The 26,104-nt window shown below is 39.9% G+C and carries 25 protein-coding genes; 10 read left to right on the top strand and 15 right to left on the bottom strand.

The features are described from left to right. Nucleotides 1–148 precede the first annotated feature (148 nt). A complete protein-coding gene (locus tag WA1_RS18110) occupies nt 149–949 on the bottom strand; it encodes an isopentenyl phosphate kinase (protein WP_017746355.1) in 801 nt (266 codons plus the stop codon). 203 nt (nt 950–1,152) lie between these two features. Here WA1_RS18110 and WA1_RS18105 point away from each other — a divergent pair, with 203 nt between their 5' ends. Both WA1_RS18105 and WA1_RS57010 read left to right on the top strand, forming a co-directional pair. Beyond that, on the top strand, nt 1,153–1,398 hold the full coding sequence (locus tag WA1_RS18105; protein WP_272819167.1) for a type II toxin-antitoxin system Phd/YefM family antitoxin: 246 nt from the start codon (nt 1,153–1,155) through the stop codon (nt 1,396–1,398). Then, complete coding sequence (locus WA1_RS57010; RefSeq protein WP_017746353.1) at nt 1,395–1,571, top strand: type II toxin-antitoxin system RelE/ParE family toxin; 177 nt, start codon at nt 1,395–1,397, stop codon at nt 1,569–1,571. The genes WA1_RS18105 and WA1_RS57010 overlap by 4 nt, the downstream gene beginning before the upstream one ends. 197 nt (nt 1,572–1,768) lie before the next feature. Here the strand turns inward: WA1_RS57010 and WA1_RS18100 are convergent, their stop codons facing one another. Next, a complete protein-coding gene (locus WA1_RS18100) occupies nt 1,769–3,424 on the bottom strand; it encodes a GUN4 domain-containing protein (protein ID WP_017746352.1) in 1,656 nt (551 codons plus the stop codon). A 181-nt stretch (nt 3,425–3,605) separates the two neighbouring features. Between WA1_RS18100 and WA1_RS18095 the strand changes: the two genes are divergently transcribed. Then, a complete protein-coding gene (locus WA1_RS18095; protein ID WP_017746351.1) occupies nt 3,606–3,947 on the top strand; it encodes a hypothetical protein in 342 nt (113 codons plus the stop codon). A 138-nt stretch (nt 3,948–4,085) separates the two neighbouring features. On the opposite strand, the gene WA1_RS18090 is transcribed toward WA1_RS18095, so the two are convergent. The 7 genes from WA1_RS18090 to WA1_RS18060 form a co-directional block, all read right to left on the bottom strand. Then, nucleotides 4,086–5,312, bottom strand: a complete 1,227-nt coding sequence (locus tag WA1_RS18090; protein WP_017746350.1) for an EAL domain-containing protein — start codon at nt 5,310–5,312, stop codon at nt 4,086–4,088. A gap of 175 nt (nt 5,313–5,487) precedes the next feature. Next, the gene (locus WA1_RS18085) at nt 5,488–5,856 is read right to left on the bottom strand and encodes a hypothetical protein (RefSeq protein WP_017746349.1); all 369 of its coding nucleotides are present in this window, start codon (nt 5,854–5,856) and stop codon (nt 5,488–5,490) included. Continuing rightward, on the bottom strand, nt 5,853–6,170 hold the full coding sequence (locus WA1_RS18080) for a hypothetical protein (protein ID WP_017746348.1): 318 nt from the start codon (nt 6,168–6,170) through the stop codon (nt 5,853–5,855). Before WA1_RS18080 ends, WA1_RS18085 begins: the two co-directional genes overlap by 4 nt. Nucleotides 6,171–6,291: 121 nt before the next feature. Continuing rightward, the gene (locus WA1_RS18075) at nt 6,292–6,657 is read right to left on the bottom strand and encodes a hypothetical protein (protein ID WP_017746347.1); all 366 of its coding nucleotides are present in this window, start codon (nt 6,655–6,657) and stop codon (nt 6,292–6,294) included. Next, nucleotides 6,654–6,971: a hypothetical protein gene (locus WA1_RS18070; protein ID WP_017746346.1), complete on the bottom strand. Its 318-nt coding sequence runs from the start codon at nt 6,969–6,971 to the stop codon at nt 6,654–6,656. Before WA1_RS18070 ends, WA1_RS18075 begins: the two co-directional genes overlap by 4 nt. Before the next feature lie 91 nt (nt 6,972–7,062). After that, complete coding sequence (locus tag WA1_RS18065) at nt 7,063–7,395, bottom strand: hypothetical protein (protein ID WP_017746345.1); 333 nt, start codon at nt 7,393–7,395, stop codon at nt 7,063–7,065. 328 nt (nt 7,396–7,723) lie between these two features. After that, nucleotides 7,724–8,515 (bottom strand): YdcF family protein, encoded by a 792-nt coding sequence (locus WA1_RS18060; protein WP_017746344.1) that lies wholly within the window; start codon nt 8,513–8,515, stop codon nt 7,724–7,726. A 511-nt stretch (nt 8,516–9,026) separates the two neighbouring features. On the opposite strand from WA1_RS18060, the gene WA1_RS18055 reads away from it, so the two are divergent. Next, entirely contained in the window at nt 9,027–9,464 is a 438-nt protein-coding gene (locus WA1_RS18055; RefSeq protein WP_017746343.1) for a DUF6918 family protein, read from the top strand. Between the two features lie 153 nt (nt 9,465–9,617). Here the strand turns inward: WA1_RS18055 and WA1_RS18050 are convergent, their stop codons facing one another. Further along, nucleotides 9,618–10,346, bottom strand: coding sequence for an HAD family hydrolase (locus WA1_RS18050; RefSeq protein WP_026134988.1), 729 nt, complete (start codon nt 10,344–10,346; stop codon nt 9,618–9,620). Nucleotides 10,347–10,566: 220 nt separating this feature from the next. On the opposite strand from WA1_RS18050, the gene WA1_RS18045 reads away from it, so the two are divergent. Together WA1_RS18045 and WA1_RS61715 are read left to right on the top strand one after the other, a co-directional pair. Continuing rightward, nucleotides 10,567–15,087 (top strand): AAA domain-containing protein, encoded by a 4,521-nt coding sequence (locus WA1_RS18045; protein WP_017746341.1) that lies wholly within the window; start codon nt 10,567–10,569, stop codon nt 15,085–15,087. Between the two features lie 67 nt (nt 15,088–15,154). After that, a complete protein-coding gene (locus WA1_RS61715; RefSeq protein WP_419183590.1) occupies nt 15,155–15,319 on the top strand; it encodes a glutathione S-transferase N-terminal domain-containing protein in 165 nt (54 codons plus the stop codon). Nucleotides 15,320–15,578: 259 nt separating this feature from the next. Here the strand turns inward: WA1_RS61715 and WA1_RS18040 are convergent, their stop codons facing one another. Then, complete coding sequence (locus tag WA1_RS18040) at nt 15,579–16,322, bottom strand: hypothetical protein (RefSeq protein WP_017746340.1); 744 nt, start codon at nt 16,320–16,322, stop codon at nt 15,579–15,581. Between the two features lie 266 nt (nt 16,323–16,588). Between WA1_RS18040 and clpS the strand changes: the two genes are divergently transcribed. Together clpS and WA1_RS18030 are read left to right on the top strand one after the other, a co-directional pair. Beyond that, a complete protein-coding gene (gene clpS, locus WA1_RS18035) occupies nt 16,589–16,903 on the top strand; it encodes an ATP-dependent Clp protease adapter ClpS (RefSeq protein WP_017746339.1) in 315 nt (104 codons plus the stop codon). Nucleotides 16,904–16,913: 10 nt separating this feature from the next. Then, on the top strand, nt 16,914–17,207 hold the full coding sequence (locus WA1_RS18030) for a DUF2103 domain-containing protein (protein ID WP_017746338.1): 294 nt from the start codon (nt 16,914–16,916) through the stop codon (nt 17,205–17,207). A gap of 61 nt (nt 17,208–17,268) precedes the next feature. On the opposite strand, the gene WA1_RS18025 is transcribed toward WA1_RS18030, so the two are convergent. Further along, a complete protein-coding gene (locus tag WA1_RS18025; RefSeq protein WP_017746337.1) occupies nt 17,269–17,589 on the bottom strand; it encodes a hypothetical protein in 321 nt (106 codons plus the stop codon). 589 nt (nt 17,590–18,178) lie between these two features. On the opposite strand from WA1_RS18025, the gene WA1_RS18020 reads away from it, so the two are divergent. Next, nucleotides 18,179–19,171, top strand: coding sequence for a M48 family metalloprotease (locus WA1_RS18020; RefSeq protein WP_017746336.1), 993 nt, complete (start codon nt 18,179–18,181; stop codon nt 19,169–19,171). A gap of 48 nt (nt 19,172–19,219) precedes the next feature. Here WA1_RS18020 and WA1_RS18015 read toward each other — a convergent pair whose 3' ends face one another. From WA1_RS18015 to WA1_RS18005, 3 genes are all read right to left on the bottom strand, one after another. Next, the gene (locus WA1_RS18015) at nt 19,220–20,863 is read right to left on the bottom strand and encodes an acetolactate synthase large subunit (protein WP_017746335.1); all 1,644 of its coding nucleotides are present in this window, start codon (nt 20,861–20,863) and stop codon (nt 19,220–19,222) included. Between the two features lie 185 nt (nt 20,864–21,048). After that, on the bottom strand, nt 21,049–22,416 hold the full coding sequence (locus WA1_RS18010; RefSeq protein ID WP_017746334.1) for an NAD-dependent succinate-semialdehyde dehydrogenase: 1,368 nt from the start codon (nt 22,414–22,416) through the stop codon (nt 21,049–21,051). A 183-nt stretch (nt 22,417–22,599) separates the two neighbouring features. Further along, nucleotides 22,600–24,219 carry an adenylate/guanylate cyclase domain-containing protein gene (locus WA1_RS18005; RefSeq protein ID WP_017746333.1) on the bottom strand — a complete coding sequence of 540 codons (1,620 nt, stop codon included), beginning with the start codon at nt 24,217–24,219 and terminating at the stop codon, nt 22,600–22,602. Between the two features lie 347 nt (nt 24,220–24,566). Between WA1_RS18005 and WA1_RS18000 the strand changes: the two genes are divergently transcribed. Continuing rightward, on the top strand, nt 24,567–26,099 hold the full coding sequence (locus WA1_RS18000; RefSeq protein ID WP_017746332.1) for a VanZ family protein: 1,533 nt from the start codon (nt 24,567–24,569) through the stop codon (nt 26,097–26,099). Nucleotides 26,100–26,104: the final 5 nt, after the last annotated feature.

Genomic DNA, 26,104 nt, shown 5'->3' with positions numbered 1-26,104 from the left:
CAAATCACTTTATATTAATTTTGTAAAGAATTATAAGGCGTGATGTTGTTCGTGCGGTCGCTACTGTAGCTACTCCATTAACTTCTTTTTGTGAACACTACCAAATGCAAAGAAAACCAAGGAAGAAGCAGATATATTCTTTCAATCACTAAAATTCTCGAATGAGTGTTCCTGAAGTTGGTTTTCCTAAAACAGCCTGAACTAGATTGTCTGAAATATTTCCATCAATAATCCAGCAATCAATTCCTAGACTAGAAATAGCTAAAAACTCCTCTACTTTCTTTTTCATTCCACCAGTGACATCTACTGAATGGCTTAAACCTAAAGCTGCTTCGACTTCAGAATAGTTACTTTTGGTAATAAGAGAAATGACTTTTCCATTGCGATCGCGTACTCCTGGATAATCTCCAGCATTAATTAAAATAATTTTGTATTTATTTTGGAATAAGAAATATTTAGCCAATTCTGCTAACAAAGTATCTGTAGAGAGGATAGTACCGCCAATTGCCTTATCCAAAACAACATCACCAAAAACTAAAGGAATCAAATCTGCAGCTAGACTATTCTCTACAGATGAAAAGTTGCTTTCCAATAGCTTCTTATTCTTAGCGATCGCCATTGTTAAAGGAGGTAGGCTAACCACTGGTAAACCTGTTTGCAATAAAATCTTAGCTAGTAGCAGATTGAGGTCTAAAACATCTTGATGTACCAGGCAAAATCCTAACTTTTCATAAGGAGAGATAAAACCCTCGATAGTGTTGTACTTCTTTGCTGACTGATGACCAAAAGAACCTGCTCCATTGCCAATAATTAATTTGAGATTAGGATTTTGATTCCGTATATAATTTATTTCTCTAGCCAATCGTTGCATCACTTCGGGTCGAGCAGTGTAAGGTTTATCCTTATCTGTAATGAGAGACCCTCCTAGCTTTATTAATGCTAGCTCCATAATGAAATTTTGGTAAAAGCGAAATAATCAGCTTGATAGAGCCTACCATAAAAATAATCCAAATCCTTCTCTGTAAACTTGCGCTTAATATTCCTTCAGCGAACACCTAGGGCAAACGCATTAAAATTTGTCAATAATGAACTTGACAAAAATCTGTAGTTCATAGATCTGCTAGAGTAAAGTTACCGTGAGTTAAAAAAAGCATGATGTCTTTGCTTCCCGTCAACGATGCTCAAAATAATTTACAAAAGCTAATTGACCAAGTTTCAGAGCAGGGTAAACCCGTTATTATTCAGGGTGAGCGTGGTAATGCAATTCTGCTTGCCGAAAAAGACTGGTCTGCTATTCAGGAAACTCTTTACTTATTATCTGTCCCTGGAATGCGAGAATCTATAAAAGAAGGATTAGCAACTCCTATAGAAGAATGCGATAGGGAGTTGGATTGGTGAGTTTGAAGTTGGTTTATACAAAACAAGCGCAAAAAGACGCGAAGAAGTTAGCGTCTAGTAATTTGAAGGAGAAAGCGGAGGAATTACTCGCAGCCCTTGAAGAAAATCCTTTTCAAAATCCTCCGCCTTATGAAAAGACCATTTTGTTTGGAGCGCTGATGGTGCGGAAATAATTGGACTTACACCTGTTAGTCGAGCAACGATTTCTGCTTTGAAAATGAATCGTTTTCAAGTCACTCGTGTTCGTAAAATGTGGGTGAAGATGGGAGAACATCCACCAACTATTTAAGTGAGCGCTACTTACTCTTGATGTTCTGATTGCATCGTAAGAAGAGGAGTTGAAACAAAGATTTACAAAATACTGAGACACTTAAATTTTGCACTTTACAAGTCTCAACGCAAGAAAAGAAACCAATATAACATCCCAATCATCAACGAATAACACCCAAAAAAACCAAAGAGGGAGGTGTCCATCAGGGGCTGAGGTATTATAAATCACTTCAGACTCAGCGATCCATTTTCCCTTCACTTTCCATCCTACGAGATTGCAATACTTATTCCAAGATCTTTCATCATAATACCTTCCATTGAGTATTCCACCAATATCAAGATAAATGCGCTTCTGAACGCTGAAACCAAAGCGTCCATTGCTATATTTTACCCATAGTTGGTCTATGGTGCGGAGGTCTGTACAGGGAAAGTTCAAAAGTTCTTCTTCTCTAATCCAATCACCTTCTTGACGACCTACAGCTTGAAGCATCACCAAATAAGTCTCTTGGTCAGCTTCTTTCCACTTTCCTGCCATCAGCAGGTTTTGCAGTTTTGTATAGTCTACTCCTTTTTCAGATTTAAGGTCATCTTCCTCCGCCGTTGTAATAGCTTTTGTAGGAGGTAAGGTTGGTTGGGGTGTGGATGAAATTGGTTGTTGCGATGGTATCAAGCGTTCATGTATGGGTGTTACGTCCTCATCTTGAAGTTTGAGCATCTGCTGTAATTGTTTCAACAACTGCCAACTCACATCACTGAGAATATTCTCCTCTTCTAATGCCTCAGCTAAAGCTTCTTCATATTCTCGTAAGCTTTCTTGATAATCACGAAATGGTTGAAGAACTTCTTCTTCTATAGCTGTAGCGATTTCAGTTTCTATCCTCAATTGCTTTTGCTTGTTAGTGAGAATCCGGCGAGCAACTTTTTTAAAACAATTCTTTTGTACCAAGAAGCCGCTATCCTTGACACATTGCTCAACCGTTTTGCGATACTCTAATCTAGAGTCCCCTAAGGGAGCTTTGGCTAAATGGATTGTGTAACCTTCCCAAAATGCAAAGATTTCCGGCTTCATTGCTGGTTGTGCTTCTTGCACTTTGCGCTTGGCATAGTCATGCAGTTCCGCTACTGAAATCACACCATCGTTATCAGCATCAGCAGCGCCCTTTTCAATTCCCTCGATTAAATAACGGGTATAAAATCCTCCTTCGCGATCTTCATAAGAGAGTTGTGTAGCAGTAGAAGAGGTTAACACAACTCTGCCTTCACCACCTAATTGAGCCAGAATTTTATCGTCAATAATCGGAATTGCTTGTTTTGCTCCCATACCCTCAACAAATGCTCCGCTAAAGCAACAGTCAAGAATCAACACCTGTCGCTTTGATTGGCTGAGGTTCATACACTGCTCTTGGATAAACCGAGCAGCTACAGCATTGCTAGTATATATTTTGTTTTGAGAAGTGACGTGGGTGTTACGGCTGACATAATATAGATACCCGTTTTTATCTAAAAAGCCATGTCCTGATAAATAGAGCAGCGTCAGGTCGTTTCGCTGACGATTTTCAATAAATAATTGCTCTATTTTCTGGTTTATGACCAATGCATCACCGTCAATCAACTGTTCGACATTATCAAAGTCGCCCATCTCTGGATGCTTCAAAACACGTTGCATTGCCTCAATATCTCTGACAACCCCAGGTAAAGGGTTGAATAAACTGGACTCATACTGACTCACACCAATCAGCAATGCAAATTTCCCCATTTTGCATTTCTCTTTGCTATATTTTTCTACTCTTATTCTAATACTCAATCTCAAGCTTAAGGATTCCGGATTTTGCAGAGTATCAGTATAATCATCTCAAAAATCGGGTATGCGCTCAGCGGAATGCGATGTAGTCTTTGGATAGGTTACGATAAATTCAAGCATATTCCTAAAGTCTCTTATGTCTGAATCAGTTCGGTACATCACTAATGAACAAGGAGAGCGAGTTGGCGTACTCCTAAATTTGGAAACGTATCATCAATTGACCAACCTATTAGCAGATAGTGAAATTTTAAATGGCTTAAGTCATGATGAACTGCAAGCCTTGGCAAACGGAATGTTGTCTCTAAAAGCCCAAGACCAATTAAATGATTTACTAGCTCGGAATAGGGAAAATCAACTATCACGTGATGAACTTGCTACTCTAGACAGTTTGTTATCACAAGTTGACCAGCTAAACATTCTTAAAACTAGAGCTAGATACACATTAAACTATCTTGAAAAAAAATTGAGGGTGGCGTGAGCGTTTACATTCCTGTTGAGTTACAAAGACGCATTCGCGATCGCTTTGTAAATTGTTGCTTACTGCCGTACTGCGGAATCTCTAACTGTCACTACGTTTGAATTTGAGCATATTATTCCTCTGTCAGCTGGTGGCATTTCAATCTGTCGGTTCTAAAAGCTTTTTTCTCAAAAACTCACTTTTTTCTGGAGTCAAACGATAAATTTCCGCTCCTGCTTTGCCAACAATATGTCCTTGAATGTAGCTCACACCTATCTGTTTAAGTCTGTGTAAACTAATAGGAGTATTTTCATCAATACCTTCTAAAATCACATCTGTTGTGCTTCTTAAATTATCTGCTTGAACAAGTTTGTGAACAAATTGAATAATCACTTCTGTTGATTCTTGATAAAGAATCTCACGATCAATTTTGACATAAGGTGGATTCAGACCGGCTAATCGAGAAACTGACGCGTAACCAACTCCAAAATCATCTATTGCAAATCTAATTTTAAGATCGCGTACATATTGTAATAATTTTTCTTTGAAGACATCTAAAGGAGAATCTAAAAGAATATCTCCATCAAATTTTGGTAATTCAGTTTTTTCAGAAATTTCTAATATTAATTTTCTTGGTGAAATAAGCCTTTCTTGCAAAAGCTGACGCATTGATTGGAAGTAAGCTCTTCGCATCAAAGACTCTGGGTAGACATTTACTGATAATGGTAGAACTTCATACTGTCTACTTTGCTTTGCGGTTCTACACGCCTCACTATAACTTCGAGCAGCAACTATCAAAAAATGTTGATCTAGTTCAATAATAAACCGGGAAACCCATAATTCTGCAGATTGAAATAAATCTGAAGGCGCTTTCCAGTTATCTGGGTTTCTAGCAAGGGCTTCCCATCCACTGATATATAGCTCTTCTGGATATAAGTGAAGAATTGGCTCAAAGTGAACAACCATTCTTTTAAGGCGTTCGCAGAATAATTCAAACCTTCTTTCGTAAAGAGATAGAGAAACAAAGCCAAAATCTTTCTTCAAATCATCAAGAATCGATGCTTCAACCAGTTCTGGTTGTAATATCATTTTTTCACTAGCCTTATAAAAGCTAGATACAATCCTGCCGTACACATCGCCTAAAAGATTGGAATCTTGCTGTCGCCTACAAATAATCATGAATTCGGCTTCTGGTGGCGGTATCAACGGTATGACAACGAATGCATGGGCTTCCCCCTTTCTAACTTCGTGAATTTGATAAATACCATGATGAGCGCGATTGAAAACTATATTTGTCGAGATATTTGGTAATATGCTTGACTTGATGATTTCAATATAAGTATTTTTTTCTACATTTTCCGGAAAATAACTTTGTAATTTAACCAACCAACTATCCTGACTGTTGTTATGAAGTATAAAGACAAATTCTGCTTTGGATGTTTGTCGAACTATTTCAAGGATACGATTTCCAATGTATCATTATATATGTGATGCTGCTCACACAGAAGAATAGATTTGTGCGCGATAAGCACTCTTTCGGCTTGCGCCAAAGCGATCGCATTTACCCAAGTGTCAACACCCCTACTTGAACATCTGCTACAAGTCGCTTTAGTTGCAACCAATTCACACCCAACAGAATATCCGGAAGTTGAGAGCCACCTAACACTTCAATTGTGAACTGCTGTTCATCAAGAAGCACAATCCCTTGATAAAGATTAAAGCGAGCTTCTCCCCATGCTGTTTGCATATCTCGTCTTTCATTAATATTCAGGTTCCACCCAAGACTTAAAGCATCTTGGTTATCAATTGCTAGCCAACCAGTAAATCCTGTATCTAAAATTGCATTGACTGGAATAATATCACCGTCAGCAGCAATCAAACCAATTTCAAAAATTAACTCTCCTCTACTACTAAATTCTCCTAAAATCATATTCTGCCGCAGGTTCCCGTCTCATTAAGACGCATAATCAAGCGCAGTTTGTTAGGATGTTTTTCACAAGCTTTTTTTCTAGCAACAGTTTCATCCGGATCGATGAAATAATCGCCACTATCAGGTTCTATAACTACGAACCAATCATAGTGTTCTTTCATAACTTTGCTGGCAACTCGATCGTAAATCTGCCGACAGCGTTGAGCAAAAACTTCATCTTCTGCCTGATGTCTTGCTTTTTCTTCTGGAGATAATTGACGTTCTGGAAATACCCTTCCGCGACGTGGAATGCGGTTACTAGATAGCTGAGTCATGCCGTGTTTATCTTTTTCTTAAAAAACCATAACTTTAGATTAGCATTTTTGTGCGATAAGCCAGGTACGGCTTGCGCTAAGAGCGATAAGCCGAGTACGGCTTGCGCCGAAGCGATCGCACTTACCCAAGTGTCAAAACTCCTGCTGGAAAATCTGCTACAAGTCGCTTTAGTTGCAACCAATTCACACCCAACAGAATATCTGGAAGTTCATCTCCACCCAAAACTGGAATTATATACTCCTGGCCATCTAACAGTATGGTTCCTTGATATAGATTAAATCGTGCTTCTCCTCTTGCTGTCCGCATCTGTTCTTTTTGAGACTCAAGCAACCAACCAAGACTGTCAGCATCTTGATTGTCAATTGCTAACCAACCTGTAAAACCTGTATCTAAAATTGCCTTGACTGGAACTATATCACTATCAGCAGCAATTAATCCAATTTCAAAAATTAACTCTCTTTTACTATTAAACTCGCCTGAAATCATATTGTGCCGCAGGCTCCAGTCTCATTTATTCGCATCATGAGCCTAATTTTTGAACCAAATTGCTCGCGGGCTTTTTGTCTTGCAACTGTTTCATCTGAAGCGATGATATAGTCGCCATTTTCTGGCTCTATGATGATAAACCAATCGTAATGATCTTTCATTAACTCAGGTTGAACTCTATCAAAAACTAGACGACACTGCTTAAAAAATGCTTCATCTTCTACTTTACGTCTTGCTATTTCTTCAGGAGATAATCGACGTTCTGGAAATACCCTTCCGCGACGTGGAGTGTGGTTATTAGATAGCTGAGTCATACTGTGTTTATCTTTTTATGAACAGACTATAATTTTAGATTAGCATTTTTGTGCGATAAGCCAGGTACAGCTTGCGCCGAAGCGATCGCACTTACCCAAGTGTCAAAACTCCTGCTGGAAAATCTGCTACAAGATTTATTCGCATCATGATCCTCATTTTAGAACCAAATTGCTCGCGAGCTTTTTGTCTTGCAACTGTTTCATTTGGAGCGATAATATAGTCCCCATTTTTTGGCTCTATGATAATAAACCAGTCGTAGTTGTTTTTGATTAGTTCTGGTTGAATCCTATCAAAAACTAGACGACACCGCTTAACAAATGCTTTACCTTCAACTTTACGTCTTGCTATCTCTTCTGGAGATAATCGACGTTCTGGAAATACTCTCCCCCGCCGTGGAGTACGGTTATTAGATAGCTGAGTCATACTGTGTTTATCTTTGAGTGTTAAACTCGCCTGAAATCATAATGCGGTTACTAGATAGCTAAATCATACTGTGTTTATCTTTTTATTAAAAACCCTCATTTTATTGTATATCTATGTAATGCTACGTCTGTTGACTTTTCATAGTAAGTTGTCAAACATTTAACTTGCATATTGCATTAAGATGTAGCTCTTGTGGGGTGGGCATCCTGCCCGCCCATATTATGCAATTTAAAAGTGCGATCGCTTTCTATTAAACTCTTTTAATTATAGGGCGAGCATCTCTGCCCACCCTAAGAGATGAAACGAGTCAATTTCCAACTTTTACTGATTACAAATTCCCCAAAGTTTGTAAGTTTTTCACCTTTGCAACTGGTGGAGTGATTTCTTGAGCAGCTCCATTTTGAGGTAAAAACCGCCCCTGCAAACCATAGCTAACTAAGCCCATATACTCATAAAACAAAAGTACTGCTGTTTTACTCGAAGATAACCCACTGGGTACAGGGCTAGTGTGTGGAGTCACTTCAAACCCCATACTCTGAAAAGTGAGTAGCGATCGCAACATATGAGGGGGATCGGTTACTAACAGAATTCTCTTGACTCCCCGTGGTTGTAATTCTGATGCGGTGAGGAGTGCGTTTTCTTTAGTCGTTTCAGAACAATGCTCTTCGCTTAATGCGGAATCGGGAATACCTTCTTCTTTGAGTTGTTGGACGATTTCAGAACCATCGCCAGCACCGCTTGCAAAAATCAAAGGTGCGCGACGATCTCTCCAAAGCTCAGCCGCAACTTCTACTCGCGACTTTCTAAAAGGTTTCCCCCGCCCTAGTACAACAATCGCATCTGCAGTGGTACCAGAGTCAGGGGGAATAAAAGCAACTAATCCTTTTTTTGCAACTGCAATGGTCAGTGGAAAAGTAGCGCTAAAGTATATAATCAGTAACAACACTCCTAAAGTACGAAAAATACGTTTCCAACGCAGTCGGGGAAAGATCCAAGGTAATAACACGAGAAACAAGAGTGGCAATACGATAACAACAGGCGTTGTCAGCCATTGAGAAAGTGTAACCTTCAGACCAATCCACCGATCTACAGAGCGATCGCACATAGCTAAATTGAACATGCAGTTAACCCATTAGATTGTCAATACACTCTTTACTTTTTGTTATGTTAGCGAAAACTTTACGCTGTGATGTGTTAGTCACAAGCCAATACTGCAAGGGATACGAGCGTTGAGGCGTCAGAACCCCGGTTTCTTCAAGAAATCGGGGTTCTTTTGGGTTCAGCTAAAAATAAAAATATTTTTACTCAAAAAAAAATTGAATTGTCACTACCGACCTAAATTCTGACGCCGCTCGCTAATTATTAAAGAGTTGATGAACCTACTTTATAAAGTATTAATATTCTTGGTTTTATGTTTTTTTGGTTCTTAGTTGACAGAAAAAGCAATTATAGTTATAACAGTTAAGGAAATTTATTCCAAGTTGCTTTTACTGACATTTTTCCATTCAAGTCATATGAGAAAGTTAAGACAAAGTCTCTAACTTTCTAATTTGAATCTGTCATTTCTTCCCGATCTAATAAGTAGAAATTGAATAAACATTAAGTACTTTAGTATTTTAAGGAGAATCAAAATGGGACTTTCTGATGGTCTTTCAAACCCAAACAAAAAGGATATGGTTGTAGCTGACTGCACAAAGTTGCTAGACGAACAAGTCGCTTCAATGGGAGGACTCTCTGGACTGGCTTTGAAAGCTGGCTATGCTGCTGTTAAAGGAATTGCACCCAGTTATTGTACAGAAGCCATTGAAAGGCTTCTACCACAATCCTTCACAGCACTCGATCCCATTTGGAATGAGGGCGTACAAACAGGAGATCCAGTCGGACACCTCGTTCAAAATCGCTCTCGTACCGCAGAAGCGTTGCTCAGCGTTACAGACGGAAGGATCGAAAAAAGCGACAACACAACTGTGCGGGGCGTATATAGCAAACTCCGCAACTCAGCTAAGAAACATGTTGAGGAAGCAGTACCGGGCTTAGCTAAGGTAATTGATAACTACACTAAGAACTAAGTACTATAGCAATCCTACTTGAATCTTGAAATAAAGAAACTCGATATCTCCCAAATACCGGGTTTCTAAGGCTCAGTAATTGTTCAAAAATCAAATAGGAGTCCTATACTTTTCATTATTCCAAAATTTCTTGTGGTACGGGCATCTTGCCCGTCATACAACTAGAATTCGATCGAGTCGATCGATCACCACATCTGCACCTCGGACATTATCCGACTTCCCAATCCACGTAATGCCAATGCACCCTGCTGCTTTGGCATTACGTGCCATTTGCATATCACCTACAGAATCTCCTACCATCAGTGTGGCACTGGGTTCAACTCCCAAAACTTGACATGCTTGTAAAAATAAAATGGGATCTGGTTTACTTGGTCCCGCATCAACTCCCATTTCCACTTGAATGCGATCACTTAATTGATGATGTTGTACAAAACTACGCACCTCATGAGTTGTAGCTGCTGAAAGAATACCAAGTTTCAACCCTGCTTGCGATAAAGACTGAAGCACTTCCAAAGTACCTGCAAACAGAGGAGAATGTGTTTGGCGTGCGTACTTTTCCGCTTCATCCAGAGCTTTACGGGCTATTGCTAACGACTCAAACCATCCCCGCCCAGTTTCTGCAATGTAAGCCGCAGCAGCAGTTTCTGTTTCGCGACGACTGGCTACCGCCATTAAACCTGCTGGATCTAAAGTATCGCCATTAACACCAAATGCCATTAACAGTGGTTCTCCAATACCGGGAACTTGTGCGTCTATCATCCTTGCTCCTTTTTGTGCAAGGACGCGTAAATAAGCATCTGAATCTTCTAGAGTCCCGTTTTTGTCAAATAGAATCGCCTGGATATTGGAAAACGTGACGTTCTTACATTGTATTGTTACCAAAGTAAACCCCCAAGCGATCGCACAACTAAAATTTTTCTTCTTGCTATCGTGAGAACAGGACTTCTCAGTCTGCTAATATATCAAAATTTCGGTAACTATAATACATACCTAACTTACTAAATACAAATTCATCAGCGTCCATCTGCTACAGGCTGCGGTTAATTTATCATTCTGTACCTTACGAAACTCCATTTCCAATCCCCAACTCTCCGAGGTAATAATGCCATCATTTCAAGCTGAACCAGAAAATTTTCTTGAATTGCTGCAAATTGTCCGTGATGGTGCGGAAATCAGCTTGAAATCTGGGGAATATAAAGGACCCTTTACTATTGAAAAATCGCTAACCCTTTGCGGTACAGGTGCGGAGACGGTTATTTTTGCAGTTGATGAGCCAGCATTGGTTGTCAAAGTTCCTGGGGTGCGACTGGAGAATTTAGCGATCGCCCGCACTGTTGGCGGTGACAAGGGAGAGATAGCCCTGTCTGCGACAAAAGAAACTGCTCCTATTTGTCAATCGGTGATATTAACAGGGATAGCACCGAATGTAACATGGGAAAATGCTAATTGGGATATTCCCGACGTTTTGGATTTTGGAGAGGTAGAAAGCGATCGCCAAATTGAACGTTCTTGGATAGTACAAGTAGGGACACCGTGTAAAATTTCATCTGATGTTAGTTGGTTGAGAGTGCAAGATACTCACTTATCTCCGGGAGTGCAGGATTTGTACTTAATACTGGATTCACAAGATATTCCTACTGGGACAATGCTCTCAGGTTATATGTCTATTGAAGCAGCAGATGGCAATCGGGTTGTTCAAATTTCTGCTTTCATTAGAGCAAATCAGCCAACAAATGTACAACCTATATATACACGAAGTAACAACTCAGAAGATGCTGTTCGGGAACGAGTCATACCAACAAAAAAACAGCTACAAGTTTGGCACACATTTTTAGAGATAGAAGAACGCATAGCCCAATCCCGCCAATTTTGCGTGCCTTTTCAAAATCATAACTATGGTGGAGATACCAGAAGAGTGACTTTTGAAATTGATGCGGTAGCAGCAACTCTTGATGGTTCTTCTGCCAATAAGTTGGATGAAAATGACTTTTGGCAACGCGCCAAAAAAGCACGCAATGAAGATGTGATGTTGTTTGACTCCTCTCCCCAATATAGCAACAAACGTGACGGAGAAAAGTTGGGAACAATCGCGGATGTTGACTTTGAAGAAAGTAAAATCCGTATTAGGTTAGATTCCGATTTTATTGAACGCTTGAATCGAGGACGCTATAAACTCTCTCATAAAGGATTTTTATATTTTGAAGCTGCAGGTGACATACACCAAATCAATCAAAAGAAAAAAGCTTTAGACAACTTACGACAAGGGCGATCGCAAAATTCTTTGTTAGGGCAATTCTTATTCAATGCTGACAAAGCCAAACGTCCATCAAAAATTATTAAACTACAACCTCAAGACTTATTAAAGCGAGACGCCAATCCCGATCAAATTGCTGCAGTTGAAGCGGTACTTTCCGCACCGGATATGGTTTTGATTCAGGGACCCCCCGGTACGGGTAAAACTACAGTTATTGCCGAAATTTGCTATCAAGTTGCTTTGCGGGGTGGAAAGACACTTATCACCTCCCAAGCTAATTTAGCAGTCGATAATGCTCTCAGTCGCTTAGTTCATAGCCCTGTTATCCGGGCTTTGCGGAAAGGAAAAGCCGAAAAAGTGCAGGAAGAAGGACAGCCATTTTTAGAAGATAACGTGATTGGAACTTGGCTGCAAAATACAGCTGATGACTGTGAAAACAATCTCTCAAAACGTCAAGAAAACGTACAGATTTTTCAGAAACTGTTAAAATCAGCGTCAAGATTTGCAACATATCTTAAAGTCGAAGAGGAATTTCAGGAAACACAAAAACAATTCCAAGCAGAAAAGACAGCTTTAGAGGGGAATTATCAAAAATCTGAAACGATTTACAAACAAAGCTCAGATACCATAACTGAGGTTCAATCTTTCAAAACAAAGTTAGACAATCTCCTCCAAACTGCACCTAATGTCGATTGGGATAGCCCAGAAGTTGTCAACTTTTTGCCACTTTTGAAACCTTATACAAATGGAAACCAAGCTGTTGAAAACTTCGTTGCTAATGTACGCACAGCCCTGACTAAAGTTACTGAACTAGGTTTTACTCGTCCAACCCGTGGTGCTTTTGGATTGGCAGTTTGGTTGCAAGAAACAGTCGCAACTGCGATCTCGGAATTTGAGGAAGTTTCTAGTGATGCTCGAAATGCAGCACAATGTATGTTAGCAGTATCTGAGTCAGTGCAAGTTTTTAAAAAAAATTCGGAGGATTTCCAACAGTTACAAAGAGATTACCAGCAAAGTTTGACCAAACAGCAAAATATAGAAACAAAAATTAAAACTTTAGAAAGCCGAAAAAGTGAATTAGAATTTGTCGTCAATGCAGTAAAAGAATGGAAATCTACGGCAAATACTAGATTGTATCGACTCCTAAAAAATTGTCGTCAGACAGGTTCGTTGTTGACGGATGAACTGATTGAACTACCAGCAGGATTGTGGATGATTGCTCGAACCTTAAATTTACCACTTGTTACTCCAAATTATAAGGTTAATAAAATCGACTATCTTCCCAATTGGGTGCAGTTAAAAAACGCCTTGTCTTATGAGGTAGAAGGAGGTTTTGTTGACCGACGCGGTAAGCAACATCGATTTAGCGAATTCTTTTACCAAACCTTAAGTCAAATTCCCATGGTGCTGTCAGCAAGTTATTATCAAGAGTGGCAAGAACTTGCTAAGAAATATAAAAATTATGGTTATATCGCCTCAAAATGGCGTCCTCCTTTGATTGAAAATACACGGCATTTTCTCAATGAAATGCAACAGATGTATGGAGCGTCATGGGAATCTAAAAATATCGATGCAACTCTCAACTATCTTGTGAAGGAAATCTTAGAAAATATCCTTGTTAATGCCCGTCAATGCGTGTTATCAATTAAAATAGAAACGGAAAAACAATTTCAATATTGGCAACAACAGTTAAAGGAAATTCAGAAAAGCACAGCAGCCCAAAAGCAACAAATATCCGCCGCTCAATATCAGTTAGAAATAGCTCAACAAGAGGGAGATTTAAAACTTAACCAAGTCACAAATCTTTTACAAAAACTAACCCATCATCAAAATCTACCAGAAAATCTACGTATTCTTGCAGAGCATTATCTCGTCAATCAATCATCTATTTGGGAAAATCCGAAACAATTTTTAACACAAGTAGAATCTTGGGAACCTTCTACAAAAGAGCTAAAACCATTGATTGCTGCATTAGATCCTTTTGCTGTCCTCCAAATTATCAAAACTTGTTTGGATGAACATCAAGCTAAGTCAGAAACAGAATATGAAACAGCAAGACTCCAGATAGAAGAACTGCAAAGACAACTGAATGAGTTAGAGCAGAAAGCCCAATCGCAAATTCCAGAAGACGTGATTCGCGATCGCCAGTGGTGGGAGAAAGCATGGCAAAGTTTACCCCAGCAGTACAAACCTGCTCTAACATCTACAAGTTTGTTTAGCTTAGAATTTTTACATCAAGTCAAAGCACAGTTTGATTCATGGCAAAGAGAACTAGACAAAGAAGAAAATTACCTCAAACGCTATCAAAACTTTGTGCAAGATTGGATAGGTAAACTCCGCCATCCCTCTCCTCAAGATCGCAATGAATTAAAGCAGATTTATATAAATAACGCCAATGTGATTGGTATCACTTGCGTTCAAGCAGCAAGAGGAGATTTTTCTAAAGAATTTCCCAGTTTTGATGTTGTCATTGTTGATGAGGTTAGTAAATGCACGCCTCCAGAATTATTAATTCCGGCTTTAAAAGGCGAAAAAATAGTTTTGGTAGGCGATCATCGTCAGTTACCACCTTTGCTCCATGAAGAGACGATAGAAGATATAGCAGAAGAACTGAAGATGACAAAAGATGAACTCAGTTTTGTGAAAGAATCCCTGTTCAAAATGCAATTTGAAGCCGCCCATTCAAGTATCAAGCAAATGTTAACAGTTCAGTATCGTATGCATCCGCAAATTATGGGAGCTATCAATCAGTTTTACCAGCATCGATTAACTTGCGGTATTCCAGAACCAGAGACAAAACGCGCCCATTATTTAGGAAGTCCAATTATTCAAGAAAACCATCATATTCTGTGGGTAAAAACACCAGTAGAACAAGGTTTTGCAGAACAAAGAGAGGGGACTTCTCGGTTTAATGCACGAGAAGTTGATATTATTGAAAAGCTGTGCGAACAAATGGAGAAAGCATGGTTTTCAAAGATTGCTGATGGTCAACCTCAAAAAGAAGTAGGAATTATTACTTTCTATAGCGCTCAGTTGAGAGCAATTAAAGACAGAATTGAAACAGATAAATTTCCGTCTTTAAATATCCGTACTGGGACTGTTGATATCTTTCAAGGTATGGAGCGACCTGTCATTATTGTTAGTACAGTTTGTAATAATAGCAGGAAAGATATCGGATTTGCGAAAGAACCCGAACGGGTTAACGTTGCTTTTTCTCGCGCACAAGAATTGCTTGTTATTGTTGGGTGTCACGATTTATTTACTCAGAAAGTCGGTCAGGTGGGAAATATGTATCAGGAAGTTTCTAAAGTGGTGCGTCGTTATGGAGGGTTTGTTGATGTTTCAGATATTCTGTCTTTGAAGGAGTAGTTTTTTGTACGTAAGTCAAATTACGTTTAAGAGTTTAGGAACCGCAGATGAACGCTGATGTACGCAGATGAATTTGTATCTCTTTCAATTGCTCGTAATGTGGAATATATTGATGTGTGGATCTGACTTTGTCAAAAATAGGATTGAAATGAAGCTTTATCATAACCCAATTTCACCAAATTCTCGTCGTGTCTGGATTACCCTGATGGAAAAAGGACTACCGAGATCTTAGTTTCAGACGTAGTGCGTTAAAGGTTCAATCAGCAAAAGTCGATAAATAACTCCCTTCCCGGTACAAAATTACTCATATTATTGAACCGCTCTTCTTCTCTTCTTTCTTCGCGCACTTTGCGTCTTTGCGGTTCATTAAATATAAATCTTTAAGCGGGAAGAGAGTCGTGAAAATTCCTTGTGGGATGGGCATCTTGCCCGTCTTACCTTTAAAAGGTTGCCCATCCTACCTTTAAAAAAGCGGAATTAATGGTAATTTTTCACAGAAGTTTATGCTTGAAAGCAAAACCCGCACCCATAACAACCAGTAAACCTAAAAAAGCCGATGTCGGAGTGGGTTCCGGAACCGACCGAGCAATCGGAACTTGACGAATCGTAAAAGACTGATATAAATTCTTGCCATCCAAATCGTCGGGAATATCAACTGAAAACGTGAAATCAACAGATTCACCCGGAGCCACAGAACCTCCAGACCACTTGAGACTGAAAGAGCCATCCTGATTAAGTTCCGTAAATTTGGAAGAGGTAGGCTTTTCGTCAGCACCCGAAACGCTAAAGTCGAAATTAGGAATTGCAAATCCAGGTGGAACAAGAATTAACTCAGGCGATCCGAAATTATCATTCACTCCAAATCCAATCTGAAAGGTAAAACTATCCCAAGAAGAGCTTGTATTATTGACAACTGTTTCAGTGAAGAAATACTCTGTTGTCCCTCCTGACGGTACAACGAATACTGGAGTATCAACTGAGTCTGTCGTTTTAAAGGTTATGGGAGTACAAGACAACCCAGGAAACTTGACGATTTGATTCGGGCTTGGGGCTATGCTGTTGTCATTATTTGGGTATGGAGTCGCCACAGTAGTTTGAACCTGCGGACACAGGACATCACCAAGACCAAGCCCGGTGGGTGGGCTGATGCTGGTAATAGTACGCGCCTGTGCAACTTCGCTCAAGCACAGAAAAATCGCTAGGGTAGCTCCAAGGATTGTTGTGATTCGTTTCATTTTTAATTGGGGGTGATTGGCAACGATCGCACTCTAAGTGTAAGTGCTTCCAAGTATCCAAGTATAATTTGGACTCGATCATTTATCGGAGCAGCCTGAGAAATTTACGCAAAAGGCGAGCATTAATTAATGAAGTGATTGAAAATTAGCTGCCTTGCCTCATCCTCCACCAATTTTTTTGCCTTTAAGAAACAGATACTGCTCGCTTAATGAATTACACTAGTAAATCGTAATGTAGTTTTGTTAAGCTTTTGGACAAGGTAATTATGGTTACCAGACTTTCAATAGCGGCAACAGTACCAACCATCGCTCCTGAACGGTCTAGTCAAGTCACTTACAAGCCATATCCAAATTATAAAGTGATAGTCTTGAATGATGACTTTAATACATTTCAGCACGTTCACGACTGTTTGGTGAAGTATATTCCGGGTATGACTAGCGATCGCGCATGGGAACTGACTAACCAAGTGCATCACGAAGGTCAAGCCATTGTTTGGGTTGGTCCGCAAGAACCTGCTGAACTTTATCACCAACAGCTGCGTCGAGCTGGATTAACAATGGCTCCTCTTGAAGCAGCGTAAAAATAAAACAATGACTAAATCTACTGAGGGCAGGCTTGTCTGGAATCACTCAACCCATATCAGCGGTCTCATCCCAATTCTAGAGCGTCTGATCAAACAGAATGGCATTCAAACTGTAACACCTGGGGAGATTGGGCGAGTCAAAGGTCACTGCCCTCATTTACAGTTGCGGGTATCTGTACCAATTAGAGGTGGCTTTAAGGTCATCACACGTCACGGTAAAACCGTGCAAGAAGTGTTTATTCTAACGAACTTAGATAAAGAACAACTCGAAGAGGCGATTTCGGTTGCAATGAGAAAATAATTATGCGTTAGTTGTTAGTGGTTATTTGTTGTCCCACTAACAACTCACAACTAACCAATAACTATTCCTGAACATGACGCATTGCCAGTTTGTGGAGTGGTAAACAGACAACGCAAGAAAATGTTAAGAAATATGACAGTGCTGTTGTGATTCTCAAAGTCATCAGTACAGCTTCCCAATCAGGTAAAACGACTTTCTCGATCGCAAAAGCAACGCAGTAAACCAGCCAGTAAGAAAAGCTCATTCTAAACAAAACTTTCTCTGTTTCTTCTGCTTCATCGTTATTTTGCTTGCGTTCCCACAGTAATAGCAGCCCGACAATACAAGCTACAAAGGAAACGGCAACTACAGAATCGTGACAGATGAAACTTAATGATTGCATTTGTATATATCCCGTAAAGTTTCTATTGGAGATAAGTCTAAAGGAATAGGCTTTTAGGATATGCAAATAGTAACAAACTGAAATAGATTACTGGTCTTTTTGTAAACAAATAAAAAGATAAATAAATAAAAATTGCCAATTTAGAAACGAAAAACAATCTCTATTTACGCCTTGACTCTCGATCCGATGGCTCCGTCTGGGAATGCCTTCACTTTAGGCGAAGCCTCGCTTACTTAAGGACTTCCAAATTAAAAAATATCCAACTTTTTCTTGTAGGATGGTGCAGCCCGTCCTATGGAACAGGGGAGATGCTCGCTCTCCTGATTTAGAACGGGCGAGGACGCCCGTACCACAAGAAAATGCTTTTGTGTATTTACTGGAAAAGTATTGTAGTTAAATTATTTTACGGAATTCAGCAAATATACGTAATTAGATAAAGTTATTAAAAATCAAAATATTTTTACCATCCTGGGGAATTTTACGAAATAATTCGGTGGAGAACTAAAAAAGTTTGTAATATTATTTACGCAATGACGTTCTCATAGAATTATTATAAAAAAATGTCGCTAAGACATTAAGGTTGATTGTTATGCTTGCTTGGAAAACAAAACTTTTAACTATCTGTTCTTTCTGTTCGCTCTTTTTTCCCACAAACCTGCTTGTTTTAGCACAAGCAACTGTAGAAAATACCCCAACTTCCACTGCTTCTGGTGTCTATCAACAAGCAAGAGAAAAACTGCCCTCTGACTGGTATGCTATTTACCGTATTGTCGATCGCATTGCCCGTGCTAATGAAATCGATAGTCATCCTTGGCAAGTCAAGATTGTCCGAAAATATGACACCCATAGCTTTGCCAGCGAAGAGAACCTAATAACAGTTCATAGCGGTGTTCTTAACCAATTGGTAAGTGATTCCTCAGCCCTGGCTTGTCTCGTAGGTCACGAAATGGGTCATCATGTAAAACGCCATACAGTTGTTGGTGAGACTCAAAAGGCTGAATTGCTTGTCAAAATTAAAGAGGAAACCGAACAGGAAGTTTTGGGGATAAAAAAAACTTCATCCACAGAGTCAACAGTGAACTATGTTGGAGGTGCGCTCGCTAACCATGTCTTACCCGGATTTCTTGGTAACTTAGTGAACGGTGTTCTAGAAAGAAGAAATACAAATCGAGCACAACAAGCCGAGAAACGCATAAAGGATATTGTTGCTCAAAAGACAGAAGATTTAGACCAACGCCTTGCATTACAGAGCAAAGAGCAAGAATTAGAAGGGGATCGAATGGGCTATTTAACCTCTATCCGTGCGGGTTTTGAGCCAGAAGGATGTTTGCGAGCATTGAATATTCTTGCTAAAACTCCGGGATTTGAGACTACTATTCCACCCACATCTATAAGAATAGAGTCCTTGAAAGATTTCATCACAAAAAACCCTCCTCAGACGCTAGCACAGGAGGGAGAAGCAAGAATTTCTGCAACACAACCTTTAACCTACGACTTGTCTAAAAACGGGGAGTCACTCAAAATTAACTCCCGTCACGGTGCTTCAGTTGCAGATGATATTGATGCAAAGTTTGGGAAATGATAGTGGTTAGTTGTCACTGGTCACTGGTCACTGGTTAACCACTAACCCTTACAAAGAACAACTCAATTCACCAGCTTTTTGGGAAAAGAGGCTGTTTTCTCGATAGTCTACACGACAATCTATGACAGCAGGTACGTCTTGGTTAAGGGCGTCTTTGAGCATGGGAACCAAATCTGTAGCGGTTTCAACTCGGTAGCCTTTTAGTCCCATGCTTTCTGCAAATTTGACAAAGTCGGGATTGCCAAAATGTACAAAGGATGAACGTCCTTTACCAAAGTGGTTTTCTTGCTTCCACTCGATTAATCCATAGCCACCATCGTTAAAGACTAGGGTGACAAAAGGTGTCCCGACACGTAAAGCAGTTTCTAATTCCTGGCAGTTCATCATAAAACCACCATCTCCTGTTGCTGCAACAACTTTGCGATCTGGATAGATGAGTTTTGCTGCTAATGCACCGGGAATGGCAATTCCCATTGCGGCAAAGCCATTGGAAATAATACAGGTATTGGGGCTGTAGCAGTGGTAATGGCGGGCAATCCACATTTTGTGTGCGCCTACATCAGAAATGACGATGTCTTCTGGTCCCATAACTTGCCGTAAATCGTAAATGAGCTTTTGTGGCTTGATGGGGAATGCATCATCATTGGCATACTGTTCGTAATCAGCACGAATATTTGTTCGCAAGCTGATGGCATAGGGGTTGGGTTTGCCTTGCCTATCTGCAACTTTTAATATCTCTAAAAGTGAATCTGAAACATCCCCTACAACTTCTACTTTAGGAATATAACTGCTATCAATTTCTGCAGGAGTTGTTGCAATATGAACAATGGGAATCTTGCCTTCAGGGTTCCATTTTTTCGGAGAGAATTCAATTAAATCGTAGCCAATGGCAATTACCAAGTCAGTATTGGAGAAACCACAGGTGATGAAATCTCGCTGTTGCAATCCTACTGCCCAAAGTGCTAGAGGATGGGTGTAAGGAATAATACCTTTACCCATGAATGTATTGGCAACGGGAATATTCAATTGGGTGGCGAACTGCGTGACGGCATCACTAGCTTGAGCGCGAATAGCCCCATTTCCTACTAAAATTATGGGATTCTCTGCTTGGGAAATTACTGCTGCGGCTGCCCTAATACTGGCAAAAGATGCAAAGGTTTTTTCTATTTTATCTTTTTGCAATGGTTTCCCGTCTGCAGGCATGGCAGCTATATTTTCCGGCAAGTCAATGTGTACTGCGCCCGGTTTTTCACTTTGCGATCGCTTAAAGGCTTTTCGCACAAGTTCTGGCGTGATGCTTGGTCTGACAATCTGTTTGTTCCACTTTGTAACAGGGGCAAACATTGCTACCAAGTCAAGGTATTGATGGGATTCGATATGCATTCTATCTGTTCCCACTTGCCCGGTGATAGCAACCAATGGTGCGCCATCAAGGTTAGCATCTGCCACTCCTGTCATTAAATTTGTTGCCCCAGGGCCGAGGGTAGAAAGACACACTCCAGCTTTTCCTGTCAAACGTCCGTAAACATCTGCCATGAAAGCTGCACCCTGTTCGTGACGAGTGGTAATGAATTTAATTGAAGAGTGTTTCAAGGCTTCTAGAACGTGCAGGTTTTCTTCTCCAGGAAGTCCAAAAACATATTCTACACCTTCATTTTCTAAGCACTGTACCAGTAGTTCAGCCGTGTTCATTTAATTTCCTCAGTAGTTAGTGGTTAGTGGTTAGTGGTTAGTGGTTGGTGGTTAGTGGTTAGTGGTTGGTGGTTAGTGGTTGATGGTTAGTAGTTAGTGGTTGGTGGATTAACAACTAACAACTAACAACTAACAACTAACTTTTCCCAATTCAAAATCCAAAATCCAAAATCCAAAATCCAAAATCACTTAACCCATACAGTTTTAACATTGACGAACTCATGAATGCCTTGGATACTCAGTTCTCTGCCATATCCGGAACGCTTAATTCCACCAAAGGGTAATCGAGGGTCAGATTTTACCATTCCGTTGATAAATACCGAACCTGCTTCGATTTCCTCTGCAAGACGATCGCGTTCTTTGGCGTTAGTCGTCCATGCACTGGCTCCTAAGCCAAAGGGTGTGGAATTTGCTAGTTTGATTGCGGCATCAATATCCGCAACACGAAATAGCATTGCTACAGGACCGAAAAATTCTTCCTTTGCCATTGGATTTTCTGGAGAAATCTCCGTAAGAATCGTTGCAGGATAGTAATTACCGGGTCTATCTGATACAGGATGCCCTCCTATGAGAAGTTTTGCACCATTCTTAACACAAGCATGCACTTGCTGGTCTAAATCCTTAAGAATATCGGGGGTGGCTAGCGGTCCCAAGTCTGTTTCTGGGTCCATGGGGTCGCCAACTTTCAAGCCTTGGAATTTTTCTAGCAGCAACTTTTCAAACTTATCGGCGACAGTTTCAACCACTATAAAGCGTTTGGCGGCAATACAAGATTGCCCGTTATTTAGCATTCGTGCGGTGGTTGCTGTGGTTGCTGCTGCTTCTAGATCTGCACTGTCTAAAACAATAAAAGGGTCGCTACCTCCTAATTCCAGAACAGTTTTTTTAATTTGTGTTCCTGATGCAGCTGCTAAACTTGCTCCTGCGGGTTCGCTTCCTGTCAGTGTGGCGGCTTTGATGCGATCGTCTGCCATTAAGGAAGACACCTTACTAGCACCGATCAACAGGGTTTGAAATACTTCTTCGGGAAAACCTGCTCGTCGTATAATTTCTTCTATAGCTAACGCACACTGGGGAACATTAGAAGCGTGTTTAAGCAATCCTACATTTCCCGCCATCAAAGCAGGTGCGGCGAATCGAAAGACCTGCCAGAAGGGAAAATTCCAAGGCATGACGGCAAGAATAATGCCTAATGGTTGGTAGCGGACAAAACTATGGCTGGCATCTGTTTTAACACTCACATCCCCAAGAAATTGGGAAGCGTGTTCGGCATAGTAGCGACAGACAACAGCACATTTTTCTACTTCTGCGATCGCTGCTTTCAAAGGCTTGCCCATCTCCAGTGTCATCAGCTTGGCATATTCTGCTTTTTCTTGCTCTAGAATATCAGCAGCTTTCTGCATCCAAGATGCTCGCTCTGGAAAACCAGTCTTTCGATACTGCTCAAAAGCCTGTTGTGCCAAATCGAGTTTTATAGCGATTTCGGTATCGTTTAACGGCTCAAAAGTTTTGAGCAATTCCCCTGTTGCGGGATTAATGGTGGCGATCGCCATAACCTGACCTCCCGTTAAAAAGTTACTTGAGGTAACACCGCATTGTCACAATATTTTAATTGCGGTCTCACTTAATAATTTTAGTCTTTTAATGAATGCTCATTTTACTTATATTAAAATTTTGCAATTAAACTTGAAACAAATCATACATAAATAATATGTATTTATGCTTATATAGTGAATTCACATCCTTGCCTGCATTTTGGTCTGATAAACTTTAACCAATCGATTAATGCCTTTGAAGCGATAATCTCCCATTTCATGAAAATCAGAAGGGTCTGAAAGTAAACTATAAGTAGCTTCACTGAGAACACATTCACCAGGAGGGCAAACTCCTTCCATTCGGGCTGCTAAATTAATAGTTGCTCCTAATGCGGTGTATTCAACTCTCTGAGAACTACCGACATCCCCCACTACTGCTTTTCCACTATTGATCGCTATCCGCAATTGAAGTGGTTCTTCCCAAAAATTTCGAGTATTGAGATTTTCCAGACGAGTCAGCATTCCCATGGCAGCAGCCACAGAGCGGTTGGCATGATCTGGCTGTGGTTCGGGCGCACCAAAAAATGCCATAATACAATCACCAATATACTTATCCAAAGTGCCGCCAAAGGCAAACACTTCTTGTAGCATTTCTTCAAATAAATAATTCAGTAATTCGGCAATCTTAGTTGGCGATAACCGTTCTGAAAGCGCAGTAAATCCTACTAAATCCGCAAATAAAATACTAATTTCACTGTCTTGTGGTGGTAATCGACCACCAGGTAGAACTCCTACAGATATCAGATGCTGGACAACAGATGGAGAATGATACCGTTCCAATTTTTGACGAATCATCTCTTCGCTTTTAAGTTTCTCAGCTAACAACCATCGCTGTACGCTAGAAGCAACAAGATTTGCTAAAGCTGAAAAAAACCTGAGTTCTTCCTCACCTTCTTGTGTCCAATGGTGTGATGAAAGATGGGCATCAGCGTAGAGAACGCCAACAACCTTATTCTCATCCCATAAAGGCACTGCCATGGCGCTACGAATACCTTTCACTAAAATACTGTTTTCTCCAGCAAATCGTTCATCATTTTGAGCATCAGCAGTTTGAAGAGCAACTTTTTCCTCAAACACCTTTTGGCAGATACTGCGACTAATCCAATCACCATCAGTTAATAAATACTCAGGTTGGGAAAAATCTCTTGTTGCCGCATTCATTAATTCTAGCTTACCGCACCCGCCGACATCAATTAAGAGTGCCAAACGGTCTATACTATTAAGGTAACGAAAAACAACTTCCTGAACTTGGGAGAAAATCTCTTGTATGGAAGCTGCTGCAGAAAGATTCTTTGCTATGTCTACTAGGTCTTTTAAGCGGGCAATGGTTTTGTCTTTATTGGCAATGTCGCTGTCGTCGATATCCGTTAGCAGCCATTGCTCTTGCAATTGTTTAACATTACGAAGAATAGTTCTTCCTTGAGCGGTTGCTCCTACTTCCGGCTTGAACGTTGTCTGTTCTACCGGAGTGAGTAGAACAACTAGACTTACATCTCCCAACCAAATAATATCGCCACTACGCACCTGTTCGGGAGATTTCACAAGGTTTTCGTTTAATTGGGTGCCATTTTTACTGCCTAAATCTTCAACAGTCCACTTACCGGAAGGAGTTTTCGTCAATCGTGCATGGAAACGGGAAACTCCTCCTGACGCTATACAAAGGTCACATTGGGGTAATCGACCTATTGTAAATGTATCTTGATGCACCGTTATCATTTTTTCAGAAGTTCCTTCTTGCAGGCGCAGTTTCAGTTCTGTCATGACTTCTATAAATCCATCCGGTGTGCGGAGATTAATATAATTGTTTAATAGTTACTCAACTACCAGTTATAGCGCGATCGCTGTTTCATGGCTGACTGAGCGAGGGCTTAACCCCTCACTCTTATCTTTATGCCACTGTCTGTGGCAATCCGACAACTGTAAAAGCAAGATAGCTAGCGCATTCTCCTAAAACTGATGATTCTCAGCCCCTCCCTACTCCCCCCTCCCTTTTTCAAGCTAGGTAAAAATACGTCAGTTAATTTCCGTAATGAGAAGGCAGAGAATTGAAGAAATAGTAAATGTTCGGTGATAGTTCGCGATCCCGCTACATTAAATTAGGATAACGTATGAAACAAGGCAAAAAAGATTTTCAAAAATGTACTCTTTTTGATAAACGCATTTTTGCAAAAGATATTTTGATGATTTTTGGTAGCATATTCGTGATACTAGTAGCTACACTTTATCCCTTCAATTTTTCTTCACCCAATAATTTTTCAATCCAAAAAATCTCTAGTCAATTTGAAAGTACAAGCAATTTTATAGACCAAGTCAATAACATTCTATTATTTATTCCTTTGGGGTTCAGTCTCAGCAGTTATCTACAAAAAATAAGAATACCATTAATAGGAAATATTTTACTAGTTTTATTAGGGAGTCTGGGTTTATCTCTGACAGTTGAACTTTGGCAGATATTTTTACCGTCTAGAGAACCCACTCCTGCCGATATACTTAATAATAGTATGAGTGGATTAGTCGGTTTACTATGTTTTTATTTATGTAATTCTCAAAAGTTAAATAGTGTCTTCGCTAACATAGAAAATAGTACTTTGGGACGATCTACACAAAAAATAACCTTGTTTTTTTGCGGATATATAATCTTGACATTTGCTATCTCGTTTCTTTGGCTGGGGACAACAAGTTTAAGTGGGTGGAATCTAAATTATCCGTTAATCTTTGGTAATGAAAAAACAGGAACTAGACCTTGGCAAGGATATATTTCTAAAGTTTATATTGCCGATAAAGCTATTTCAAAGAACGAAGTAGAAAAAGTATTTTTTGATGAGAACTATTTTAATACCTTGGGAGATTCTTTACTTGCTGCTTACAAATTTACCGATCGATGCTGTCAGCTAGAAGAAACTGCAAAAAGTCCCAAGTTACTAGAGAAAAAACTTTTGTGGGAACAGTTATCAGAGAATCAGCAAGGTCAAGGAGTATTTTTAAGTTCCGGTCATTGGTTGGAAACAGAAACTCCTGTTACTTCTTTAAATCAAAGAATTCGAGAAACCTCTGAGTTCACTATCAGCACAACTGTTACCAGTTCTAACATAGGTCAAACTGGACCAGCTCGTATTATCTCAGTTTCCAACGGAACTCTTCGTCGTAATTTCACCTTGGGACAGGAGGGAACCGCTTTGGACTTGCGACTCAGAACCTCTATTACTGGAGAAAATGGGTCAGAATTAAAGATGAGAGTTTCCAATGTTTTTACAGACACTAATCCTCATCATATAGTATTCACTTACTCTAAAGGTATGCTTCAGGTCTACATTGACACATTAAGTCATTTCTCTTCTTTCCATTTATTGGAGTTAATGCCCAAAGATCAGCAACTTTTTTACTACGCTATCACTTTTATTCCTTTGGGTATTTGTTTGACGATTATTACTATTCTAGCCAAAAGAAAAATATTTCTTTATAGGTTTTTGCTGTTCAGTGGAATACTATTACCTTCTTTGATACTGGAAAGTATTTTGGTTAGTGAAAATGGCAAGAGTATCAGCCTCAGAAATTTGTTACTGGGTATATTCTTTACTACGGGTACTATGCTAGTATTAAGATTACGTGCTTTGATGGTATTGAAAAAAACAGCCGTATAGACTCC

The sequence above is a fragment of the Scytonema hofmannii PCC 7110 genome, from assembly GCF_000346485.2.
GTDB lineage: Bacteria > Cyanobacteriota > Cyanobacteriia > Cyanobacteriales > Nostocaceae > Scytonema > Scytonema hofmannii.
The sequence above is the reverse complement of the archived record's forward strand: the minus strand, read 5'-3'. Positions and strand labels throughout refer to the sequence as shown.

Excerpts from the sequence above, each read along its gene's own strand:
- WA1_RS18045 (WP_017746341.1), top strand. The coding sequence starts at position 10,567 with ATGCCATCATTTCAAGCTGAACCAGAAAATTTTCTTGAATTGCTGCAA.
- WA1_RS18060 (WP_017746344.1), bottom strand. The coding sequence starts at position 8,515 with ATGTTCAATTTAGCTATGTGCGATCGCTCTGTAGATCGGTGGATTGGT.
- WA1_RS18010 (WP_017746334.1), bottom strand. The coding sequence starts at position 22,416 with ATGGCGATCGCCACCATTAATCCCGCAACAGGGGAATTGCTCAAAACT.
- WA1_RS18000 (WP_017746332.1), top strand. The coding sequence starts at position 24,567 with ATGAAACAAGGCAAAAAAGATTTTCAAAAATGTACTCTTTTTGATAAA.
- WA1_RS18030 (WP_017746338.1), top strand. The coding sequence starts at position 16,914 with ATGACTAAATCTACTGAGGGCAGGCTTGTCTGGAATCACTCAACCCAT.
- WA1_RS18075 (WP_017746347.1), bottom strand. The coding sequence starts at position 6,657 with ATGATTTCAGGCGAGTTTAATAGTAAAAGAGAGTTAATTTTTGAAATT.
- WA1_RS18085 (WP_017746349.1), bottom strand. The coding sequence starts at position 5,856 with ATGATTTTAGGAGAATTTAGTAGTAGAGGAGAGTTAATTTTTGAAATT.
- WA1_RS18005 (WP_017746333.1), bottom strand. The coding sequence starts at position 24,219 with ATGACAGAACTGAAACTGCGCCTGCAAGAAGGAACTTCTGAAAAAATG.
- WA1_RS18080 (WP_017746348.1), bottom strand. The coding sequence starts at position 6,170 with ATGACTCAGCTATCTAGTAACCGCATTCCACGTCGCGGAAGGGTATTT.
- WA1_RS18025 (WP_017746337.1), bottom strand. The coding sequence starts at position 17,589 with ATGCAATCATTAAGTTTCATCTGTCACGATTCTGTAGTTGCCGTTTCC.
- WA1_RS18065 (WP_017746345.1), bottom strand. The coding sequence starts at position 7,395 with ATGACTCAGCTATCTAATAACCGTACTCCACGGCGGGGGAGAGTATTT.
- clpS (WP_017746339.1), top strand. The coding sequence starts at position 16,589 with ATGGTTACCAGACTTTCAATAGCGGCAACAGTACCAACCATCGCTCCT.
- WA1_RS18020 (WP_017746336.1), top strand. The coding sequence starts at position 18,179 with ATGCTTGCTTGGAAAACAAAACTTTTAACTATCTGTTCTTTCTGTTCG.
- WA1_RS18095 (WP_017746351.1), top strand. The coding sequence starts at position 3,606 with ATGTCTGAATCAGTTCGGTACATCACTAATGAACAAGGAGAGCGAGTT.
- WA1_RS18105 (WP_272819167.1), top strand. The coding sequence starts at position 1,153 with ATGATGTCTTTGCTTCCCGTCAACGATGCTCAAAATAATTTACAAAAG.
- WA1_RS18055 (WP_017746343.1), top strand. The coding sequence starts at position 9,027 with ATGGGACTTTCTGATGGTCTTTCAAACCCAAACAAAAAGGATATGGTT.
- WA1_RS61715 (WP_419183590.1), top strand. The coding sequence starts at position 15,155 with ATGAATTTGTATCTCTTTCAATTGCTCGTAATGTGGAATATATTGATG.
- WA1_RS18015 (WP_017746335.1), bottom strand. The coding sequence starts at position 20,863 with ATGAACACGGCTGAACTACTGGTACAGTGCTTAGAAAATGAAGGTGTA.
- WA1_RS18110 (WP_017746355.1), bottom strand. The coding sequence starts at position 949 with ATGGAGCTAGCATTAATAAAGCTAGGAGGGTCTCTCATTACAGATAAG.
- WA1_RS18040 (WP_017746340.1), bottom strand. The coding sequence starts at position 16,322 with ATGAAACGAATCACAACAATCCTTGGAGCTACCCTAGCGATTTTTCTG.
- WA1_RS18100 (WP_017746352.1), bottom strand. The coding sequence starts at position 3,424 with ATGGGGAAATTTGCATTGCTGATTGGTGTGAGTCAGTATGAGTCCAGT.
- WA1_RS18070 (WP_017746346.1), bottom strand. The coding sequence starts at position 6,971 with ATGACTCAGCTATCTAATAACCACACTCCACGTCGCGGAAGGGTATTT.